The organism is Pseudomonas sp. B15(2017), from assembly GCF_002113215.1.
GTDB lineage: Bacteria > Pseudomonadota > Gammaproteobacteria > Pseudomonadales > Pseudomonadaceae > Aquipseudomonas.
This window is the reverse complement of record NZ_NEJZ01000001.1, coordinates 449,041-468,157: the sequence shown is the minus strand read 5'-3', so window position 1 is coordinate 468,157 and position 19,117 is coordinate 449,041. Positions and strand designations below refer to the sequence as shown.

Here is a 19,117-nt window from a genome sequence, read left to right as displayed (position 1 = left end):
TCTCGCTCAAGACTCAGTGGCCGTGAGCAGCGACATGCTTGGCCGCTTCGATCAGGCAGTGAGTCAGCTCGGGCGAGGAGAACTTGGTCAGCACGCCGTTGGCCCCGGCGAGGCGGGCCTTTTCGCTGTTCATCGCGCTGTCCAGCGAGGTGTGCAGCAGCACATAGAGGTGGGCGAAGTCCGGGGTTTCGCGCAGGGTGCGGGTGAAGGCGTAGCCGTCCATCTCAGACATTTCGATGTCCGAGACAATCAGGTTGATCTGCTGCGCCGTGCCTTGCAGGTCCAGCAGGCAGTCGATGGCTTCCTTGGCGCTGCGCGCGGTATGGCATTGCAGGCCGAGGTTGCGCAGGGTGTGCACCGATTGCTGCAGCGCCACCTGACTGTCGTCGACCACCAGGATTCGCGCGTTGCCCAGCACTTCGGCGTCTTCCATGCTCAGCTCGGTCGGGGCCATTTCGATCTGCGCCGGGGCGATGCCGTGGATGACTTTTTCGATGTCCAGCACCTGTACCAGCGTGCCGTCCACCGAGGTCACGCCGGTGATGTAGGCGCGCGAACCACCGGAACCGAACGGCGGCGGTTTGATGTCGGTGGTCAGGCAATGCACGATCTTGCTCACCGCCTGCACGTGCAGGCCCTGTTTCGAGCGGCTGACGTCGGTGACGATCAGGCAGCCGCCGTTCGGATCTTCCAGCGGCCGCTCGCCGATGGCGCGGCTCAGGTCGATCACCGACAGCGAAGCACCGCGCAGGGTGGCGATGCCTTTGACGTGCGGGTGCGACTCCGGCAGCTTGGTCAGCGGCGGGCAGGGGATGATTTCACTGACCTTCAGCAGGTTGATCGCCATCAGCTTGCCGCTGCGCAAGGTAAACAGCAGAAGCGAAAGTGAATCTGCGCGGGCTTTGTTGGAAGACATAAAAACCTTCTGTGGAAAAGGTGAGCGGCGATCGCACGGATCGCCAGCAGGTATCGATGCCGGGTTATCGACTTGTAACCGGCAGGCTTTAGGGATTCTGGCGCCAATCCGACGGCGGGACTTTTATTTCATCCCCAACCGCTTGGCCAGCCGCCCCAGGTTCGCCCGGTCCAGCCCCAGTTCGCGGGCGGCGCTGGCCCAGTTGTCCTGATTGCGCTCAAGCGCTGCACTGATCAACTGCCGCTGATACTGCTCGGTGGCTGCACGCAGGTCACCGCTGATCAATGGCGCAGTGGCAGTCGCTTCAGACGGCGCCGGCGAGTTATCCACAATCTCGCGCGGCAGATCGAGATCCATCGCGCTCAAGCTGAGGATCTTCGGCCGCACCTTGCAGTTACCCAGCGCCTTCAGTGCGCTGCGTCCGATCAAATGCTCCAGTTCCCGCACATTGCCCGGCCAGGTGTAGGCCAGCAGTGCTTCCTGGGCGTCGCTGTTCAGGCGCAGGCTGTTAAGGCCCATGCGCGAGCGGTTCTGCTCCAGGAAATAGCCGCTGAGCAGCAACACGTCGCGCCCCCGGTCACGCAGTGCCGGCACCCGCAACGGGTAGACGCTGAGGCGATGGTAGAAGTCGGCGCGGTAGCGGCCGCTGCGCACTTCTTCGGCCAGGTCGCGGTTGGTCGCGGCGATCAGGCGCACATCGACCTGATGCTCCTTGTCCGAACCCAGACGTTGCAACTGGCCGCTCTGCAACACCCGCAACAGCTTGGCCTGGACGGTCAGCGACAACTCGCCGACTTCATCCAGAAACAGCGTGCCGCCGTTGGCCAGTTCGAACTTGCCGCGTCGGTCGCTGGTGGCGCCGGTAAAGGCGCCGCGCACGTGGCCGAACAGTTCGCTTTCCACCAGCGTGTCCGGCAGGGCCGCGCAATTGAGGCTGATGATCGGTTTGTCGGCGCGCTTGGATGCGGCGTGGATCGCCTGGGCCACCAGCTCTTTGCCGACCCCGGTTTCGCCGGTGATCAGCACGGTCAGGTCGCTGCCACCGACCAGATTGATTTCTTCCACCAGCCGTTTATGCGCCTTGCTCTGGCCAATCATTTCGCGGTTCTGCTGGCCGCTGGCCTGGCGATAGACCTCGGCGCGCTGGTGTTCGTCCTCGGCACGAATGGCCAGGCGCTCAATGCGTTCGGCGGCATTGACCGTGGCCGAGGCGAGGCTGGCGAAGGCTTGCAGGGCGTCGAGTTCGATCGGTTCGAAACGTTCGGGATCGAGGGCGTCGAGGGTGATCAGCCCCCAGAGTTTTTCATCGACGAACAACGGGCAACCGAGGCAATCGTGAACTTCGAGGTGGTCGTCGAGGCCGTCGACCAGTCCGTCATACGGATCGGGCAGATCGCTGTCGGCGGCAAAGCGGGTGGGTCCTTCGCCGGCCAGCAGCACTTCAAAACGCGGATGTTCGCTGACCTTGAAGCGGCGGCCGAGGGTATCGGTACTCAAACCGTCCACCGCCAGTGGCACCAGCCATTCACCGTCGAGACGCAGCAGGGCCGCAGCGTCGCACGGCAGCAGGGCGCGCATGGCTTCGAGCAGGCGTCGGTAGCGCTCGCCTTCGGGCAGTTCGCGGGACAGGTCGGAGACCAGGGGGAGCAGGGCGGTGAGCAATGATTTGGCGGACATGGGTTTGTAGTCAAAGAGACATGTTGTAGTCGAAGCGACTATAGAGGTGCTTGTGTCGATCTGACTACATAATTTTCAAATGCTTGATTTATATAGAAAAAATAGTTGGCACGATTACTGGAATGGATGACGCACTTTTAGAGAAAGCTCAGGAGTCACCCTTATGCTTAGCGTCCAGGATCGTGCCATCGTCAAATCCACTGTGCCTCTGCTGGAAAGCGGCGGTGAAGCGCTGATCACCCATTTCTACCGCATGATGCTCTCCGAATACCCGCAAGTCCGCCCGCTGTTCAACCAGGCCCACCAGGCCAGCGGTGACCAGCCTCGCGCCTTGGCAAACGGCGTGTTGATGTACGCCCGTCACATCGATCAGCTCGACCAGTTGGGCGATCTGGTGGCGAAGATCATCAACAAGCACGTGGCGTTGCAGATCCTGCCGGAACACTACCCGATCGTTGGCACCTGCCTGTTGCGCGCGATCTCCGAAGTGCTCGGCGAAGAAATCGCCACGCCGCAAGTGATGAGTGCCTGGGGCGCTGCCTACGGTCAGTTGGCCGAGATCCTGATCGGCGCCGAAACCGCCATTTATGACCAGAAAGAGCAAGCCGTCGGCGGCTGGCGCGGGGCGCGGGAGTTCATCGTCGCAGCCAAGGTCGAAGAGAGTGCGGAAATCACTTCGTTCTACTTCGAGCCGGCGGACAAGGGCCCGATCCTGGCAGCCGAGCCCGGTCAGTACATCGGCATGAAGCTGATGCTCGACGGCGAAGAAATCCGCCGTAACTACTCGCTGTCGGCCCTGGCCAACAAAGGTCAGTACCGCATCAGCGTCAAGCGTGAACCGGGTGGCCGAGCTTCCAATTATTTGCACGATCAGTTGCATGTCGGTTCCAGCATCCAACTGTTCCCCCCATCGGGCGAGTTCACCCTGACTGCCAGCGACAAACCGCTGGTACTGATCAGCGGCGGCGTCGGTATCACGCCGACGCTGGCGATGTTGGAAGCGGCACTGGAAACCGAGCGTCCGGTGTACTTCATCCACAGCGCCCGCAACGGCAGCGTGCATGCGTTCCGTGACTGGATCGACGGGCTCGCGGCGCGTCATCCGCAGCTCAAGCGCTTCTATTGCTACGCCGAAGATGACGGCGTGAGCCCGGCGGCGGACAAGGTCGGGTTGTTGAGCGAGGAGCAACTGGGCGAGTGGTTGCCGGCGGAGCGTGATGTGGACGCCTACTTCCTTGGGCCCAAAGGCTTCATGGGGGCGATCAAGCGTCATCTGAAGGCGCTGGGCGTGCCGGAGAAGCAGAGCCGGTATGAGTTCTTCGGGCCGGCTGCTGCTCTGGAATAATCCGGAATCGAGTCGCCTTCATTCGCGAGCAAGCTCGCTCCCACACTGGAATGCAATCCGTTGTGGGAGCGAGCCTGCTCCGGGCGGCGATCCGACGATTGGCCGTTATGCGGTCTTGATTCTTAAATTCTGTTTAAAGGTTAATCGTTTCTTAACCGGTTTATCGTTTATTCCCCGATGCTGATGATAGGCGCTCGTTCGTTTACATGATCAGGATCGCCCCATGTCGCACTTCGCCTCTTCCCGTCGTTTCAGCCTGGCCACGTTGGGCCTGTCGGTTGCCTTGCTGTCCAGCCCGTTTGCCTTTGCCGAGTCTGCCTTGATCGAACCCCGGACCCTGATCGTCGATCAGAGCCTGCCCAAGGCGCAGCGTGATGCGATGGAACTGGCGGCACGGCGTTACGGCAGTTTCTGGAACACCGGCGAAGAGGCGCTGGCCACTGCGGCCCTGTCGCCGCAGTTTGTCGACAAGACTCCACCGGAAGGCCGGGTGCAGGGGCCGACCGGGCCACTGCTGGCATCGAAGTTCTTTCGCACGGCGGTGCCGGACTTGAGTTGCGAGATCGAGCAAATGATCGTCGCCGGGGATCGCGTGGTGGTGCATCTGCACTTTCGCGGGCATTTCACCGGCACGTTCAAGGCTCTCAAAGGGCAGGGCCAGCGTGTAGACTTCCGGGCTACCGATATCTATCAGATCGACAACGGTCGCATCGCGGCCAATTGGCATATCGAAGACAACATCAGCCTGATGGCGCAACTGCAAGCGCAGCCGCCGGCCAGCTGAACCATGGACATGAAAGGGAAACGCGATGAGCGAGGAAACGATTCGATTGGGACGTGAGCGGCGCTATCTGGTGTTGCTGGGCATCATCTGCCTGGCGCTGATCGGCGGCGCGCTGTACATGCAGATCGTGCTGGGCGAGGCACCGTGCCCGCTGTGCATCCTGCAGCGTTATGCGTTGCTGCTGATCGCGCTGTTCGCGTTCATCGGCGCGGCCATGCGCACCCGCCGCAGCATCACGGTGTTTGAGGTGCTGGTGGTGATTTGTGCCATCGCCGGGGCCGGTGTTGCCGGGCATCACGTGTACACCCAGTTTTATCCGGCGGTGAGTTGCGGCATCGATGTGTTGCAGCCGATCGTCGATGATTTGCCGCTGGCGAAGATCTTCCCGCTGGGCTTCCAGGTCGACGGTTTCTGTTCGACGCCGTACCCGCCGATCCTTGGCCTGTCGCTGGCGCAATGGGCACTGGTGGCCTTCGTGCTGGTGGTGATTCTGGTGCCGCTGCTGACCTCGCGTAACCGAAAAGCACTGCGCTGAATCAACTTTTCGGCGCTTGCGCCGATAAAACAAACGCCTCGATTTGCAGTGATGCGACTCGAGGCGTTTTGCATTTCAGGGTCTGTGTGAAAACACCGTGACGAACGGCAAGGAAGGGTGCGACAGGTGTGCGACATGTTGTCACACACGCCCTGTCGCAGGGCGATTCACAGGGCCGCATTGGAGTGCTGTTACAAAAAAGGATTGGTCTGTTTCAGCGTTTTTCGGTTTTTGCACGCGTGTGCCGGAACAGGCAGTTTTAACAGACTCCGACAGATGGCCAAAAGCCTTGGCATATCGGGCTTTGCGCGGATCGCGCGGTGGGAAAAAGCCCTCGGAGCTGTCTGAACTGATGCCGATAGACCTACATTTTTTGGTGTTTTTGTTGAGAATCGATTTCGATAACATGCGGAACTTTTGCAAAAACGGTGATGGATTGTTGCTCTGAGCGATAAAAATTATTTCGGGATAAGACATGGTGTATAGGGCGCTACCTATCTACAATCGCCCGCACTGAATTCCCGGCACTGTTCAGCCTTTATTAAGGAGGCGAGCAGGAAGTCGGGTGTCGAGCAGCCGAGAGGCATGCGAGACACCCAGGTGTCGGTGCCTTCCAACTTTCCGCACCAAATGGAATTGGTCTGTAACAAGGCCTTTGACCACGAATTCGAATAAGAACTGAACGCTGTCCCAGGTTTTGTCGAGCGTCTGACGCGCGACGGGCGGCCCTTATTCAATCCAAAGAAAATGCCAACCCTTGGCAGGGTGAAGTGTTGGCGATCAAAACCCAACTGCATTGCGCAAGCTGCTTTAGAGGTCGTGAGATGAGTAAAAACAGGTACCCCAGATTACTAGGCCTAGTGCCGCTGCTCGGCACGTTGTTGCTGGGAGGCTGCAACATGACCTTGCTCAATCCAACGGGCCAGGTCGGCCTGGAACAGCGCAACCTGATCATCACCGCTACGCTGCTGATGCTGTTGGTTGTTGTGCCGGTCATCGTCATGACCTTCCTGTTCGCCTGGAAGTACCGCGCCTCGAACAAGAACGCCGTCTACACCCCGAAATGGTCGCACTCGACCAAGATCGAAGTGGCAGTCTGGACCATCCCGGTCCTGATCATCATTGCCCTGGGTTACATCACCTACAAGTCGACCCACTCGCTGGATCCGTATCGTCCGATCGAATCCGACGTCAAGCCGGTGACCATCGAAGTGGTCGCGCTGGACTGGAAGTGGCTGTTCATCTACCCGGAACAAGGCATCGCCACGGTCAACAAGATCGTGTTCCCGGCGCACACCCCGGTTAACTTCCGGATCACTTCGGACGCGGTGATGAACTCGTTCTTCATCCCGGGCCTGGGCGGCCAGATCTACGCGATGGCGGGCATGACCACCAAGCTGCACCTGATCGCTGACCGCAACGCTGAAATGGACGGTATCTCCGCCAACTACAGCGGCGCTGGTTTCACCGGTATGAAATTCAAAGCGATCGCAACTTCTCAGGAAGATTTCGACGCCTGGGTAAGTGAAGTCAAAAAGGCACCTAAACAGCTTGAACCAGCTGAATACGCAGCCCTTGCCAAGCCAAGCCAGAACAATCCAGTCGAGCTCTACTCCTCGGTCACGCCGAACCTGTTCCAGACCATCGTCGACAAGTACGAAGGCATGAAACCGGGCAAGCCGCTGAAGCACGAGAAGAAAGAGAAAGAAGTGGCGGCAACGGATATGGACTCGAATTCGCATTCAGCTGCCGGGGCAGAGGAGTAAACGATGTTTGGTAAATTAAGTTGGGAAGCGATCCCTTTCCACGAGCCGATCGTGATGGTCACCATCTCGATGATCGCGCTCGGTGGTCTGGCGTTGTTCGCTGCAATCACCTACTTCAAGAAGTGGACTTACCTGTGGACCGAGTGGCTGACGTCGGTCGACCACAAGAAAATCGGCGTGATGTACATCATCGTCGCCATGGTCATGCTGCTGCGCGGCTTTGCCGACGCCATCATGATGCGTACCCAGCTGGCCATGGCCACCGAGGGTTCGCCTGGCTACCTGCCACCTGAACACTATGACCAGATCTTCACCGCTCACGGTGTGATCATGATCATCTTCATGGCGATGCCATTCTTCACCGGCCTGATGAACCTTGCAGTGCCGCTGCAGATCGGCGCGCGTGACGTTGCGTTCCCGTTCCTGAACTCCCTGAGCTTCTGGCTGCTGGTGTCCGGCGTCGTGCTGATCAACCTGTCCCTGGGCGTCGGCGAATTCGCCAAGACCGGCTGGGTTGCCTATCCACCGCTGTCGGGTCTGCAGTACAGCCCTGGCGTGGGGATGGACTACTACATCTGGGCGCTACAGCTATCGGGTCTGGGTACAACGTTAACCGGGGTTAACTTCCTGGCGACCGTGCTGAAAATGCGTACCCCGGGCATGAAGCTGATGGACATGCCGATCTTCACCTGGACCTGCACCTGGGCAAACGTTCTGATCGTGGCTTCGTTCCCGATCCTGACCGCTACCCTGGCACTGCTGACCCTTGACCGTTACATGGATTTCCACATTTTCACCAATGAACTTGGTGGCAATCCAATGATGTACGTCAACCTGTTCTGGGCGTGGGGCCACCCTGAGGTTTACATCCTGATCCTGCCGGCCTTCGGCATCTTCTCGGAAGTGATCTCGGCCTTCACCGGCAAGAAACTGTTCGGCCACCACTCGATGATCTACGCTTCGGGCGCGATCTCGGTACTGGGCTTCATGGTTTGGCTGCACCACTTCTTCACCATGGGTTCGGGTGCGAGCGTCAACGCCTTCTTCGGTCTGGCGACGATGCTGATTTCCATCCCGACGGGTGTGAAACTGTTCAACTGGCTGTTCACCATCTACCAGGGCCGTCTGCGCTTCACCAGCCAGGTTCTGTGGACTCTGGGCTTCATGGTGACCTTCGCCATCGGCGGCATGACCGGCGTACTGCTGGCCATCCCGGGTGCTGACTTCGTTCTGCACAACAGCCTGTTCGTGATCGCGCACTTCCACAACGTGATCATCGGCGGTGCGGTATTCGGCTACATCGCAGGTTTCGGCTTCTACTTCCCGAAAGCGTTCGGCTTCAAGCTGCACGAAGGCTGGGGTAAAGCAGCGTTCTGGTTCTGGATCTCGGGCTTCTTCGTCGCGTTCATGCCGCTCTATGCACTGGGCTTCATGGGCATGACCCGTCGTCTGAACGCCACCACCAACCCTGAGTGGGTACCGTACCTGTACGTTGCCATGTTCGGTGCGATCCTGATCGCCGTTGGTATCGCTTGCCAGCTGATCCAGCTGTACGTCTCGGTACGTGACCGCAACAAGCCGGAAAACATGTGCGAACACGGTGACCCGTGGAATGCCCATACCCTGGAATGGTCGACCTCGTCGCCACCTCCGTTCTACAACTTCGCTGTGCTGCCTAAGGCTGACTGCATCGACCCGTTCACCGAAGCCAAGGAAAACGGTACTGCGTACCAGACTCCGGCCAAGTACGAGCCGATCCACATGCCGAACAACACCGCCACTGGCGTGGTGATGGGCGCACTGCTGACCGTATTCGGTTTCGCGATGATCTGGCACATCTGGTGGTTGGCGATCGCCAGCCTGGCCGGCACTGTCATCTACTTCGTGATCCACGCTGCACGTGACGACCAGGGCTACATGGTTCCGGTTGAAACGATCGAGCGCATCGAAGCCGAGCAGCACAAGCGTCTGGTAGCGGCCGGGAAGATCCCTGCTTCCGCGACCCGTGTTGAAACCAAGTTGGAACAGGCTTAAACAATGTCGAACTTAGTGACCAATGCTGGACACGCCCATGGCCACGACCATGGGCACGATGACCATCACCACGACTCGGGCGAGATGACCGTATACGGTTTCTGGCTCTACCTGATGACCGACTGCATTCTGTTTGCGTCGATCTTCGCGGTATACGCGGTACTGGTAAACAACGTCGCCGGTGGCCCGTCGGGCCACGACATCTTCGAACTGCCATACGTGCTGGGCGAAACCGCTCTGCTGTTGTTCAGTTCGATCACCTACGGCTTCGCCATGCTGGCGTTGTACAAAGGCAAGAAGCAGCAGGTTCTGGGCTGGTTGTTCCTGACCTTCCTGCTCGGCGCAGGCTTTATCGCCATGGAGATCAACGAGTTCCACCTGCTGATCTCCGAGGGCTTCGGTCCTAGCCGTTCGGGCTTCCTGTCGGCGTTCTTCACCTTGGTCGGTACCCACGGTCTGCACGTATCCGCGGGTCTGATCTGGATGGGCATCATGATGTACCAGGTCAACAAGCACGGCCTGACGGCGACCAACAAGACCCGTCTGAGCTGCCTGAGCCTGTTCTGGCACTTCCTGGACGTGGTGTGGATCTGCGTATTCACCGTTGTTTACCTGATGGGGACCCTGTAATGGCTAATGCACACTCCCATGACAGCCATGATGCTGGCCACGGCAGCGTAAAGTCGTACGCCATCGGCTTCATCCTGTCGGTAATCCTGACCGTCATCCCGTTCGGCCTGGTGATGTTCCCGACCCTGCCGAAGTCGACGACGCTGGCAATCGTCCTGCTGTTCGCCGTGATCCAGGTGATCGTTCACCTGTATTACTTCCTGCACCTGGACCGCTCCGTGGCTCAGCGTAACAACGTGATCGCGTTCGTCTTTACGGCCATCGTGATCCTGCTGCTGGTCGGCCTGTCGCTGTGGATCATGTTCAGCATCCACACGTTCATGATGGCGAAGTGAGGTAGACCCGATGTCGCTCAAGCACTTTATCCAAATCACCAAACCGGGGATCATTTTCGGTAACGTGCTTTCTGTGGCAGGCGGGTTCTTCCTGGCCTCGAAAGGGCATGTGGATCTGGCGGTGTTCCTGGCCGCCATGATCGGCACTTCCCTGGTCGTGGCCTCCGGTTGCGTGTTCAACAACTGCATCGACCGCGACATCGACCTGAAGATGGAGCGCACCAAAAACCGGGTGCTGGTTCAGGGCTTGATCTCCCTGAAACTGGCCCTGGTCTATGCGACCGTCCTGGGTGTCGCCGGCGTTGCGTTGCTGTACAAGGTGGCCAACCCGTTGGCTGCCCTGTTCGCCGTGATCGGCTTCATCATCTACGTCGGCTTCTACAGCCTGTACCTCAAGCGCAAGTCGGTTCACGGCACGCTGGTGGGCAGTCTGTCGGGCGCCATGCCGCCGGTGATCGGTTACGTGGCCGTGACCAACAGCTTCGACATGGCCGCGTTGACTCTGCTGGTGATGTTCAGCCTGTGGCAGATGCCGCATTCCTACGCCATCGCGATCTTCCGCTTCAACGATTACCTGGCCGCATCGATTCCGGTGCTGCCAGTGAAGCGCGGGATCCAGGTGGCCAAGAAGCACATCCTGTTCTACATCCTGGCTTTCCTCGTGGCGACCCTGATGCTGACCTTCAGCGGCTACGCCGGCATGAGCTACCTCGCCGTCGCCGCGGCCATGGGCATGTACTGGCTGTACATGGCCTGGACCGGCTACAAGGCGGTGGATGACACGGTCTGGGCACGCAAGCTGTTCGTGTTCTCGATCTTCACCATCACCGCGTTGAGCGTCATGATGTCCCTGGACTTCAAGGTGCCGACCGAGCTGCTGCTGACGTACGCGCCGTAAGGTTCGAACGTTGTACGAGAAACCCCGTTCATCGAGAGATGAGCGGGGTTTTTTGTTGCTCGGATGCTGGAGAAACGACGTCAATTGTCGCCGACAGACCTTCTCCCAAAAGGGCGCGGTAACCAGCCATTCTCCCGAAGCGACTCGCTCGAAATCGACAGGTTGCGGTCGGTAGGCAAAAGCCCTAGATTCGGATCCAACGACATGCATCGATCAAGAGGCTGGGCGAAATGACTGAGAGGATGACCTGCGACGAGCGCTTCATTGCCCTGGCAAAAGAGCTGAATTACGACATCAATGGCGAGAACACGGTGGGCGGCAATTACGCGCCGCTGGTGCGTCATCGCGATGAGCTGTACATCAGTGGCATGGTGCCGCGCACCGAGGGCAAGATTCAGTATCCCGGCCGGGTCGGGCTGGAGCTGACGCTCAAGGATGCGCAAGCCGCCGCGAGCATCAGCGCCATGCGTTGCCTGGCGTTCATCGTCGATGCAGTCGGTTCGCTGGACAAGGTCAGGGCGTTGTTGCGGGTCACGGTGTACGTGAAGTCCACGCCGGATTTCGTTGACCTCAGCGAAGTCGCCAACGGCGCTTCGGATGTATTCAGTTATGTGTTGGGCGATGTCGGGCGTCACACTCGCACCACCGTCGGCGTTTATCAGTTGCCGAAGAATGCAGCCATCGAAGTCGACATGATTGCCGCCGTGCACCCATCGGCATAATCGCCAATCAGAGCCCAACAAAAAGCCCCGCCTGAATTTCAGAGCGGGGCTTTTTCGTCAGCGCCGGTATTACTGGGCGGCGATGCTGTAACCGTCGAACGCGGTCTGCTGTTGCAGGGCGGTGATGATGTTCTTGCGGTTGATCGCGTGCTCGGTGCCAGCGTTGTCGACGAACGTTTCGCCTTCGATTTCCGCCTCATCGCCTTCACCGACGAAGGTGAAACCGAGGAATTCCAGCGCCTCGCGATCCACGCTCAGGCGCGAACGTGGTGTGCGCATCGGCAAGGTCACGCTGATGCCGTCCTTGCTGATGCTGAATACTTCGACGTCTTTCTTGGCGCGTGCGGCTTTGCCCTTGCCGCCGCTCGGGTTGCTGATCGCTTGATGGGTCTGGTTCAGCACTTTGAGGGCCAGGCCGTAGACGATTTCCTGGAACGCCGGATCGTCCTTGAAGCTGGACAGGATGCGGCTGATCGGGAATTTGCTGCTCAGGTCTTCGAGCGCGGCGGTGTCAGCGGCCTCGGCGTCCTTCAGCGCTTTGAGCTGACCCATCAGTTCGTAAGCCTGATCGTCATCGAAGCGATCATGGGCCTGACGGATCGCGGCGCGCAACTCGCGGATCTGATCGCTCTCGCGGCTCGACTGGAACGCGTCCAGCACCATCTCGCTGATGATCTTCGCCTGTGGGATGTGTTGTGAAAGATTGATGGAGTTTTCGTATTCCGCTTTGGACGACAGAGTGACTACGGATTCAGCGGTGTTGAAATCGGACATTGAAATTTCACTACTTTTTTAACTTGAGATGAGACGAGAAAGCGCTGAAGGCTTTTTCAGGCCGACTAATTTAGGGGAGCGCGGCGGCGTTGTCACGGAGCAAGGGGCCGGCGGTGCCGATTATTTATCCTGATGTTTTCTGATGGGTAACCAGGCACCGCGAGCGCCCTGCGTTATTCATTGGCGACGGCATTTATCGGTAACCGCCGGGACGCCAGGTTACGCAGCGTCCAGTAGAGCTTCAACGAGCGGGTACCGATCAGGCCGCACATGAAACCCGCAATGCCGGCCTTGAACAGCAGCATGTCCGGCGACGCAGAACGCTCCGGATGCACGTCATGCTGATAATTGAAGTAGTAGTTTGCGAAAAAGAACATCAAATACATGATCAGGGTTTTTACCGTGCCGGGCATGATCAGCCCGGTCGCGGAGTCGTCGAGCTCTATGCCCCGCCGGGAGAACACCAGCCAGGCCGAGATTCCACCCAACATAAGCGAACCGAACCAGATGCTCAAAAACAAGACCGGGTTGATCGTCAGACTCACGCAGTACAGCGACCACGCGAGAAACGCCGGGGGTGTTATGAGCATTGAGGCGCGGCTTTCACGGCGAGGAGAAAATGCCTTGATACCGAGACAGACCACCAGCAGAAGAATCAGGTAAACCCGCAACGGGGTGTTTTGCAGAATCGTGAGCATTGCGCAGCATCCATGCTGGAGAAGGAGGAGGGTGGAGCATAGCCGGGGTCACAGTAAACGTCGGCTATTTCAGCCGCAAACGCTCCATCGCAATCACCGATGTTTCAAATCCCAGACTGGCGAAAAACGCTTCCGCGCCTTCGCGCCCGGCACGCAGGACCCAGGTGATGTCGGTGTTGTCGCCCATCACATGTTCAACCAGCGCCCGCCCGATGCCCGAGCGCCGATGTTGCCCGTCGACCACTACCATCGACAGGTAACCGTTGGACAAACCATCGGTGAGGCCTCGGGCGAAACCGACAATCTGCTGGCCGCTCAATGCCACGGCGGTGCGCTGAGAGTTCTGAACAAGCTGTGCGAAATGTTCGGCGGTGCCGGTGCGATGGCCCCAGCCGTGCCGCTCGAGAAACTGCCTTGCTGCCTCCACTTCCGTGGACATGAGATCGCGTACTGAAATGTCTTCGTTCATTCGTTGATCCCTTCCCTGGTGTATTTCCAACGGTAGTCGCGTTGTTTACGGTCTGCCCCACGTCTGCATGGCGAACTCGACGAAGCGACGCAGTTTCGGCAGCCGATAGCGATCAGGCGCGTAGAGCAGATGCATCGGGCGGTTTGGCGGCTGGTATTGCGGCATCACGACAACCAGTCGGCCGTCGCGCAGATCCTGTTCCACCAGCGCGTCCGGCAACATCACGATCCCCATGCCGGTGCGCGCGGCCTGATGCAGGCCGGCGGAACTGTTGATCAGCATCGGGCCTTTGACATCGACCATGATTTCGCCGTCCGGGCCGCTGAGGCGCCACTGCTTTTCCACCGATTGCCAGTCGTCACCGGCGGGATAGGCGAAGGACAGGCAGTCGTGCTGGCGCAGTTCCTCAGGCGTGAGCGGCATGCCGCGTCGGGCCACGTATTTCGGGGAGGCGCAGACGGTCAGGGTGTAGTCGATCAGCGGGCGGGCGATCAGGTTGGACTGGTCGAAGTGCCCCAGTCGGAAGGCCACATCGAGACCACTTTCCAGGAGATCCGGACGGCGGTTGGTCAGGATCACATCGAGTTTGACCTGCGGGCATTGCAGGGAAAACTCACTGAGCGCCGGGGCCAGGCGTTCGACGCCAAAGGTCAGCGGCGCAGTAACTCGCAGGATGCCGCGCGGTTCATCGAGCGTCTGCTCGGCGAGCCGCTCGGAGTCGGCGACCAGACCGAGCACTTCCAGGCAGCGCTGGTAGTAAACGCTGCCGAACTCGGTCAGTCGCTGGCGGCGGGTGGTGCGTTGCAACAGTTGTACGCCGAGCCGTTGCTCCAGCGCCCGCAGGTGGTTGCCCACCATGGTCGTGGACATTTCGCACTGCAGCGCGGCCGCCGTCATGCTGCCGGATTCCACAACCTTGACGTACACGCTCATCGACTGGAACAAATCCATTATCAAGCCCGGCTTTTAAATGATTGAAGTTTTACCGAGTTTATCCAGTTCAGGTGGATAACCATACTGCCAGCACCTCTCACCTCGCTGGAGTTTGCCGACATGACCGCCGCCCTGATGAACACTTATCAACCGCTGGACTTGAGCTTCATCAGAGGCCTGGGCACCCGACTCTGGGATCAGGCGGGCCGCGAATACCTGGATGCGGTGGCGGGCGTGGCGGTGACCAATGTCGGCCATTCGCACCCGCGCATCGTCTCGGCGATCAGCGAGCAGGCGGGATTGCTGCTGCACACTTCCAATCTCTACAGCATCGACTGGCAACAATCGCTGGCGCAGAAGCTGACGCGGCTGGCGGGGATGGAGCGGGCGTTCTTCAACAACTCCGGTGCCGAGGCCAACGAAACCGCGCTGAAACTGGCGCGTCTGTACGGCTGGCGCAAAGGTATCGAACAGCCGCTGGTGGTGGTGATGGCCAACGCGTTTCATGGCCGTACCCTCGGCACCCTGTCCGCCAGCGATGGCCCGGCGGTGCGCCTGGGTTTCAATCACTTGCCCGGGGATTTCGTCAAAGTGCCGTTCGGCGATCTTCAAGCGCTGGAGCAAGTGCAGCGCAAGCATGGCCAGCGGATCGTGGCGATTCTGGTCGAGCCGATCCAGGGCGAAAGCGGCGTGCAACTGGCACCGCCTGGCTACCTCAAGGCCCTGCGCGAGTTGTGCAACCGCCACGCGTGGCTGCTGATGCTCGACGAAATCCAGACCGGTATCGGTCGTACCGGCCGCTGGTTCGCGTTCCAGCACGAAGGCATCGTTCCCGACGTCATGACCCTCGCCAAAGGCCTGGGTAACGGCGTGCCGATCGGCGCCTGCCTGGCACGGAGCCGGGCGGCGGATCTGTTCACCCCCGGCAGCCATGGCAGCACCTTCGGCGGCAATCCATTGGCGTGTCGGGTGGGTTGCACCGTGCTTGAGATCATCGAAGAACAAGGCCTGCTGGAAAATGCCAGGGTTCAAGGCGAGCGACTGCTGACCCGTTTGCGCGCAGAGTTGGCGGACAATCCGAATGTGCTGGCGATTCGGGGGCAAGGGTTGATGATCGGCATCGAACTCAAACAGCCGGTCCGCGACCTGACACTGATTGCCGCGCGGGATCATGGACTGCTGATCAACGTCACTCGCGGCAAGACGATCCGGCTGCTGCCGCCGCTGACGATTGATGAGCGGGAGGTGGGGATGATTGTCAGAGGGGTGGCTCGGGTGCTGGGCGAAAGCTGATTGTCCCGGTCGCGTCTGAAATGGCTGCCGTTTTTTCGGCAGCCATTTTTTTTAATCAGGGTAGTCCGACAAATCCGGCGCCAGCATTCGGGTCTTCGGTGCGCCGTTCGCGTTGTGCTGAATGATGTCGTTCGGCTGTCCCTGTTGATTGAAAAACACCTGGCCGATCCCCGCCGAATTCCACAGGCGTTCACCCGCTTCGGCGTGCTCGGGCACATAAGGCACGATGCGCATGCGGCGGCGTTTGGTCAGCCAGTTGAGCGGTGAGCGCGGCGAGTAGAGCCAGCGGTTGAGGCGGTCGAACCATTCCAGCAGGGTCGGCGGGAATTCGTTCTTGATGCCGCTGCTGGTGATCTGCCAGATGCGCGGGCCGGCCTTGCGATGTCGGATCAGGACTTCGTAGACGAAGGAATAATGCACGTCGCCTGACAGCACCACGTAACTGCCCGGTGTACGTGAGTGTCGGAAAATGTTCAGGATCACCTGGGCCGCGCCGCGATGGGCCATCCAGTTTTCCGCGTCCACCAGCAGGGGATAACCGCACCAGCTGAAGACTCGTTGCACGGTTTCGATCAGCTTCACACCGAAGATCGGTGCCGGCGAAACGATGATCGCCGAAGGGTGGTCGAGCAGTTCCTGCTGCAGTTCGCTCAGAGCTTCCCAGTCCAGCAGACCCGACGGTTGCTTGAGCGCCATTTCGCTGCGCCAGCGTCGGGTGCGGGTATCGAGTACCACCAGCGCCGGGCTGGTCGGCAATACGAAATGCCATTGCTGAAAACGCAGCAGTTCCTCGATCAATGCGTCCTGCACGGGCGCGTCGAGGTAGCGATCGTCACCGCTCGCGCTCAGGCCTCGGGTTTTCTCCAGCACTGCGCTGAATGCATCCGGATGGTTGCCCCAGCCCTGACACAGCATGTAGGCGATCAGCGCGTTGCCGATGATGCGTTTGGAGAACGGGTGGCCGTAGGCCGTTTCCTCCCATTGCGCGGACAGGTTCCAGTCGTCGGTGATGTCGTGGTCATCGAAAATCATCAGGCTCGGCAAGTGCGCCAACGCCCGGGCAACCTGGCCGAGTCCGGCCTTGAACCCGTCAATGCGGGTCTGCTCGAGGGCATAGCGCTTGAGGCGTTCAGTCGTCAGCGCTGGCGGTTGCGGGTTGACCAGTGCCCAAGGGGTTGGCGACCACACCAGCAAATACATCGCCATCACTTCGGCAAACGTCACGAGGTGATTGTCGGCGCTGCTGCTGGTGAAGATCGGCTTGCGCGCACCCCCGAAGAAACGCTCGCGCAGTGTCTCGTTACTTTCCAGTGCCGGCAGCAAATCCGCACGGTGGTAGTAACTGGCCGGGTGTTCGTAGAGCATCGCGCTGTCGCTGACCACCGCGCCTTCGAGGTGCTCACCAAACAGGCCGAGGCGCTCGATCAGGGCATGAATTGCCCGCAGCATCGGACCGGCCACGTCATCGGCGTAAACCTGATCACCACTCATCATCAACAGCGCGGGGCGCTGCTGCGGATCAGTTTCGGCGGCCAGCAACCGGTCAACGCAGAGCAGACCGTCGGCGGCCGGGTGATGCGGCTTGCGGCAGGAACCGTGGAGCAACTGGTCGATGCGCGAGCGCAGGACGAAGTTCGGGCCGCTGGCGTTGTCGTAGAGCAGGTGTGGCGCCCAGTCGGCGATGGGCTGCTGGCCATCGATCAACAGGTCGTAGTCGATGCGGGTGTCGCAGGGCAGGGCCGTTTCCAGCGCAACGTCGATCAGGTGAACAAACGCCCCGGTGCCCACAGGAATGACCGTGCATTTCCCGGCATCCAGTGGAATGTCTCCTACGCCTTGCAGGCGCAAGGTCAGCGACAGCTCGCGGCTGCCGACCAGCCAAAGCACCAGGCGCGTCGGTTCCAGTCGGCGCAGCAGTGGCCCGGCCAGAACAGCAGGCAACGGGCTCAGGTCATCAGGTGTCGCAGGCATTGGGGAAAAAGCTCAAGGCGCACAGGCCGGCGATGATAGCGCAGCCGGCGCCTTGAACCCTTAAACCAGGCTTAAGAGCCGGCTTTTTCCAGCTTCAGCGCCAGCAGGCGCCATTCGGCAGGTGTCGCGTCGACGCTTGGCCGTTCCTGTACGGAGCAGTCGAAGCGGTAGGTCACGTCGTCGCCATTCATGTTCCGTGCGGTGACGGTGTTGCTGAACGAGTAAACCTGATCCTTGAAGCGCTGTGGCGTGAGGCTTTTGCTGTCGGCAAACCGGGCAGAGGCGGGGAAGCGCAAGGTGCTGGTCACAAACGGGCTGCACATCACATACGCGAGCATTGATTTGTCGCCCTGGGCGTCGGCGCGCGATTTTTTGCTCAGCGCCGTCAGGGCCTTGCGCCCCTGATCGTCACTCTGGTCGATCACGGTTTGCACCGACATCGTCTTCGGGGCGCGACTGGCGTAGTTCGGCAGCAATGCGGAATCCGCTGGAGAAGGCTTGTTGTCCGGCTCGATAGCGGCAAACACCGGCGCGTCTTTCAGCACAGCAGGGCTTGCGACCGCCTCGGCTTCCGGCAGCAACGAGGTCGGCTCGGCTTCCTGCTGTGCCACGACGTTTTCAGTCTGCGCAGTTTCGTAGCGATGCGCCGACGGGAACAGCGAAAAAGTGATCGCCAGCACCACCATCGAAACAATGAAACCGCCCGCTACACCGACCAGGTTGGCGTAAAACAAATGCCAGCTGCCGCGGTTTTTCACCACCCAGCGCCACATCAAACCCCAGGCCGCGACAAATGCCAGAAAACGCAGAAACTCCATTCGATCCTTTCCTTAAACCTGCAAAAACCTGAAAACAGTGCGTCGCGCAGAATGAGTCCCGACGATGGGGCGGCAAGATACCAAAATGGAAGTCTGACGCCACGAAGACATTTACATGCCGTTTTTGGGTGAATTGATGATTGCAAACAATATGATCGCCGCCAAGCACGCCCCCATGCCGCATGCGGCGCCTTGAAGCTGACGCATGGCGGGGTGTTCAGCCTGCGAGCGACGGGCAACCAGCATCCAGACACCCACCAGCGTGGCAACCGTTGCCATTATTTCCAGCAATATGCCCATGACGCCGTAAATCGGCGGTCGGGTTGATCCGAACAGGCCGATACAGAGCTCGCTGACCGTCACAGCCACCACCATGCCGCTGGCTGCGCCCAGCACATTGGCGAGAAGCAGATTCCACGCGCCGCGTTGCCGGACAACCCACACCCACATGCCGGCCCAAGCCATTAAGGCAATCACACCATCCATCGAATTCATCCTTTTGAATCAGTCGCGTTGCAT

General features: G+C 59.8%; 20 protein-coding genes. 10 read left to right on the top strand and 10 right to left on the bottom strand.

Annotation, left to right across the window (positions count from 1 at the left end; all coding sequences use genetic code 11):
• Positions 1-13 precede the first annotated feature (13 nt).
• Together CAF73_RS02105 and norR are read right to left on the bottom strand one after the other, a co-directional pair.
• On the bottom strand, positions 14-916 hold the full coding sequence (locus CAF73_RS02105; RefSeq protein ID WP_085700816.1) for a chemotaxis protein CheV: 903 nt from the start codon (positions 914-916) through the stop codon (positions 14-16).
• A gap of 123 nt (positions 917-1,039) precedes the next feature.
• Positions 1,040-2,593: a nitric oxide reductase transcriptional regulator NorR gene (norR, locus tag CAF73_RS02100; RefSeq protein WP_085700815.1), complete on the bottom strand. Its 1,554-nt coding sequence runs from the start codon at positions 2,591-2,593 to the stop codon at positions 1,040-1,042.
• A 163-nt stretch (positions 2,594-2,756) separates the two neighbouring features.
• Between norR and hmpA the strand changes: the two genes are divergently transcribed.
• From hmpA to CAF73_RS02085, 3 genes are all read left to right on the top strand, one after another.
• Entirely contained in the window at positions 2,757-3,938 is a 1,182-nt protein-coding gene (hmpA, locus tag CAF73_RS02095) for an NO-inducible flavohemoprotein (protein WP_085701771.1), read from the top strand.
• A 223-nt stretch (positions 3,939-4,161) separates the two neighbouring features.
• Complete coding sequence (locus CAF73_RS02090; protein ID WP_085701770.1) at positions 4,162-4,722, top strand: ester cyclase; 561 nt, start codon at positions 4,162-4,164, stop codon at positions 4,720-4,722.
• Positions 4,723-4,747: 25 nt separating this feature from the next.
• Positions 4,748-5,257, top strand: a complete 510-nt coding sequence (locus CAF73_RS02085) for a disulfide bond formation protein B (RefSeq protein WP_007956723.1) — start codon at positions 4,748-4,750, stop codon at positions 5,255-5,257.
• A gap of 141 nt (positions 5,258-5,398) precedes the next feature.
• Here CAF73_RS02085 and CAF73_RS29565 read toward each other — a convergent pair whose 3' ends face one another.
• Positions 5,399-5,734 (bottom strand): hypothetical protein, encoded by a 336-nt coding sequence (locus tag CAF73_RS29565; protein WP_139834795.1) that lies wholly within the window; start codon positions 5,732-5,734, stop codon positions 5,399-5,401.
• 347 nt (positions 5,735-6,081) lie between these two features.
• Here CAF73_RS29565 and cyoA point away from each other — a divergent pair, with 347 nt between their 5' ends.
• From cyoA to CAF73_RS02050, 6 genes are all read left to right on the top strand, one after another.
• Complete coding sequence (gene cyoA, locus CAF73_RS02075; protein ID WP_085606895.1) at positions 6,082-7,023, top strand: ubiquinol oxidase subunit II; 942 nt, start codon at positions 6,082-6,084, stop codon at positions 7,021-7,023.
• 3 nt (positions 7,024-7,026) lie between these two features.
• On the top strand, positions 7,027-9,057 hold the full coding sequence (cyoB, locus tag CAF73_RS02070; protein WP_085701769.1) for a cytochrome o ubiquinol oxidase subunit I: 2,031 nt from the start codon (positions 7,027-7,029) through the stop codon (positions 9,055-9,057).
• Between the two features lie 3 nt (positions 9,058-9,060).
• Complete coding sequence (locus CAF73_RS02065) at positions 9,061-9,687, top strand: cytochrome o ubiquinol oxidase subunit III (RefSeq protein ID WP_065261340.1); 627 nt, start codon at positions 9,061-9,063, stop codon at positions 9,685-9,687.
• Entirely contained in the window at positions 9,687-10,022 is a 336-nt protein-coding gene (cyoD, locus tag CAF73_RS02060; RefSeq protein ID WP_065261339.1) for a cytochrome o ubiquinol oxidase subunit IV, read from the top strand. The genes CAF73_RS02065 and cyoD overlap by 1 nt, the downstream gene beginning before the upstream one ends.
• A gap of 10 nt (positions 10,023-10,032) precedes the next feature.
• Positions 10,033-10,920, top strand: coding sequence for a heme o synthase (gene cyoE, locus CAF73_RS02055; protein ID WP_039765651.1), 888 nt, complete (start codon positions 10,033-10,035; stop codon positions 10,918-10,920).
• Between the two features lie 230 nt (positions 10,921-11,150).
• The gene (locus CAF73_RS02050; protein ID WP_085699892.1) at positions 11,151-11,642 is read left to right on the top strand and encodes a RidA family protein; all 492 of its coding nucleotides are present in this window, start codon (positions 11,151-11,153) and stop codon (positions 11,640-11,642) included.
• A gap of 69 nt (positions 11,643-11,711) precedes the next feature.
• Here the strand turns inward: CAF73_RS02050 and CAF73_RS02045 are convergent, their stop codons facing one another.
• The 4 genes from CAF73_RS02045 to CAF73_RS02030 all read right to left on the bottom strand — a co-directional run bounded on the left by CAF73_RS02045 (position 11,712) and on the right by CAF73_RS02030 (position 14,534).
• On the bottom strand, positions 11,712-12,416 hold the full coding sequence (locus CAF73_RS02045) for a hypothetical protein (protein WP_085701768.1): 705 nt from the start codon (positions 12,414-12,416) through the stop codon (positions 11,712-11,714).
• 173 nt (positions 12,417-12,589) lie between these two features.
• On the bottom strand, positions 12,590-13,114 hold the full coding sequence (locus tag CAF73_RS02040; RefSeq protein ID WP_085701767.1) for a hypothetical protein: 525 nt from the start codon (positions 13,112-13,114) through the stop codon (positions 12,590-12,592).
• Positions 13,115-13,178: 64 nt separating this feature from the next.
• Complete coding sequence (locus CAF73_RS02035) at positions 13,179-13,583, bottom strand: GNAT family N-acetyltransferase (protein WP_085701766.1); 405 nt, start codon at positions 13,581-13,583, stop codon at positions 13,179-13,181.
• Between the two features lie 45 nt (positions 13,584-13,628).
• Positions 13,629-14,534: a LysR family transcriptional regulator gene (locus tag CAF73_RS02030; protein WP_085701765.1), complete on the bottom strand. Its 906-nt coding sequence runs from the start codon at positions 14,532-14,534 to the stop codon at positions 13,629-13,631.
• 102 nt (positions 14,535-14,636) lie between these two features.
• On the opposite strand from CAF73_RS02030, the gene CAF73_RS02025 reads away from it, so the two are divergent.
• On the top strand, positions 14,637-15,809 hold the full coding sequence (locus CAF73_RS02025; protein WP_085701764.1) for an aspartate aminotransferase family protein: 1,173 nt from the start codon (positions 14,637-14,639) through the stop codon (positions 15,807-15,809).
• 51 nt (positions 15,810-15,860) lie between these two features.
• On the opposite strand, the gene CAF73_RS02020 is transcribed toward CAF73_RS02025, so the two are convergent.
• The 3 genes from CAF73_RS02020 to CAF73_RS02010 all read right to left on the bottom strand — a co-directional run bounded on the left by CAF73_RS02020 (position 15,861) and on the right by CAF73_RS02010 (position 19,084).
• Positions 15,861-17,780 carry an alkaline phosphatase D family protein gene (locus CAF73_RS02020; RefSeq protein WP_085701763.1) on the bottom strand — a complete coding sequence of 640 codons (1,920 nt, stop codon included), beginning with the start codon at positions 17,778-17,780 and terminating at the stop codon, positions 15,861-15,863.
• A gap of 71 nt (positions 17,781-17,851) precedes the next feature.
• The gene (locus CAF73_RS02015) at positions 17,852-18,598 is read right to left on the bottom strand and encodes a hypothetical protein (RefSeq protein ID WP_085701762.1); all 747 of its coding nucleotides are present in this window, start codon (positions 18,596-18,598) and stop codon (positions 17,852-17,854) included.
• 111 nt (positions 18,599-18,709) lie between these two features.
• A complete protein-coding gene (locus tag CAF73_RS02010) occupies positions 18,710-19,084 on the bottom strand; it encodes a hypothetical protein (protein ID WP_085699875.1) in 375 nt (124 codons plus the stop codon).
• Between the last annotated feature and the right edge of the window lie 33 nt (positions 19,085-19,117).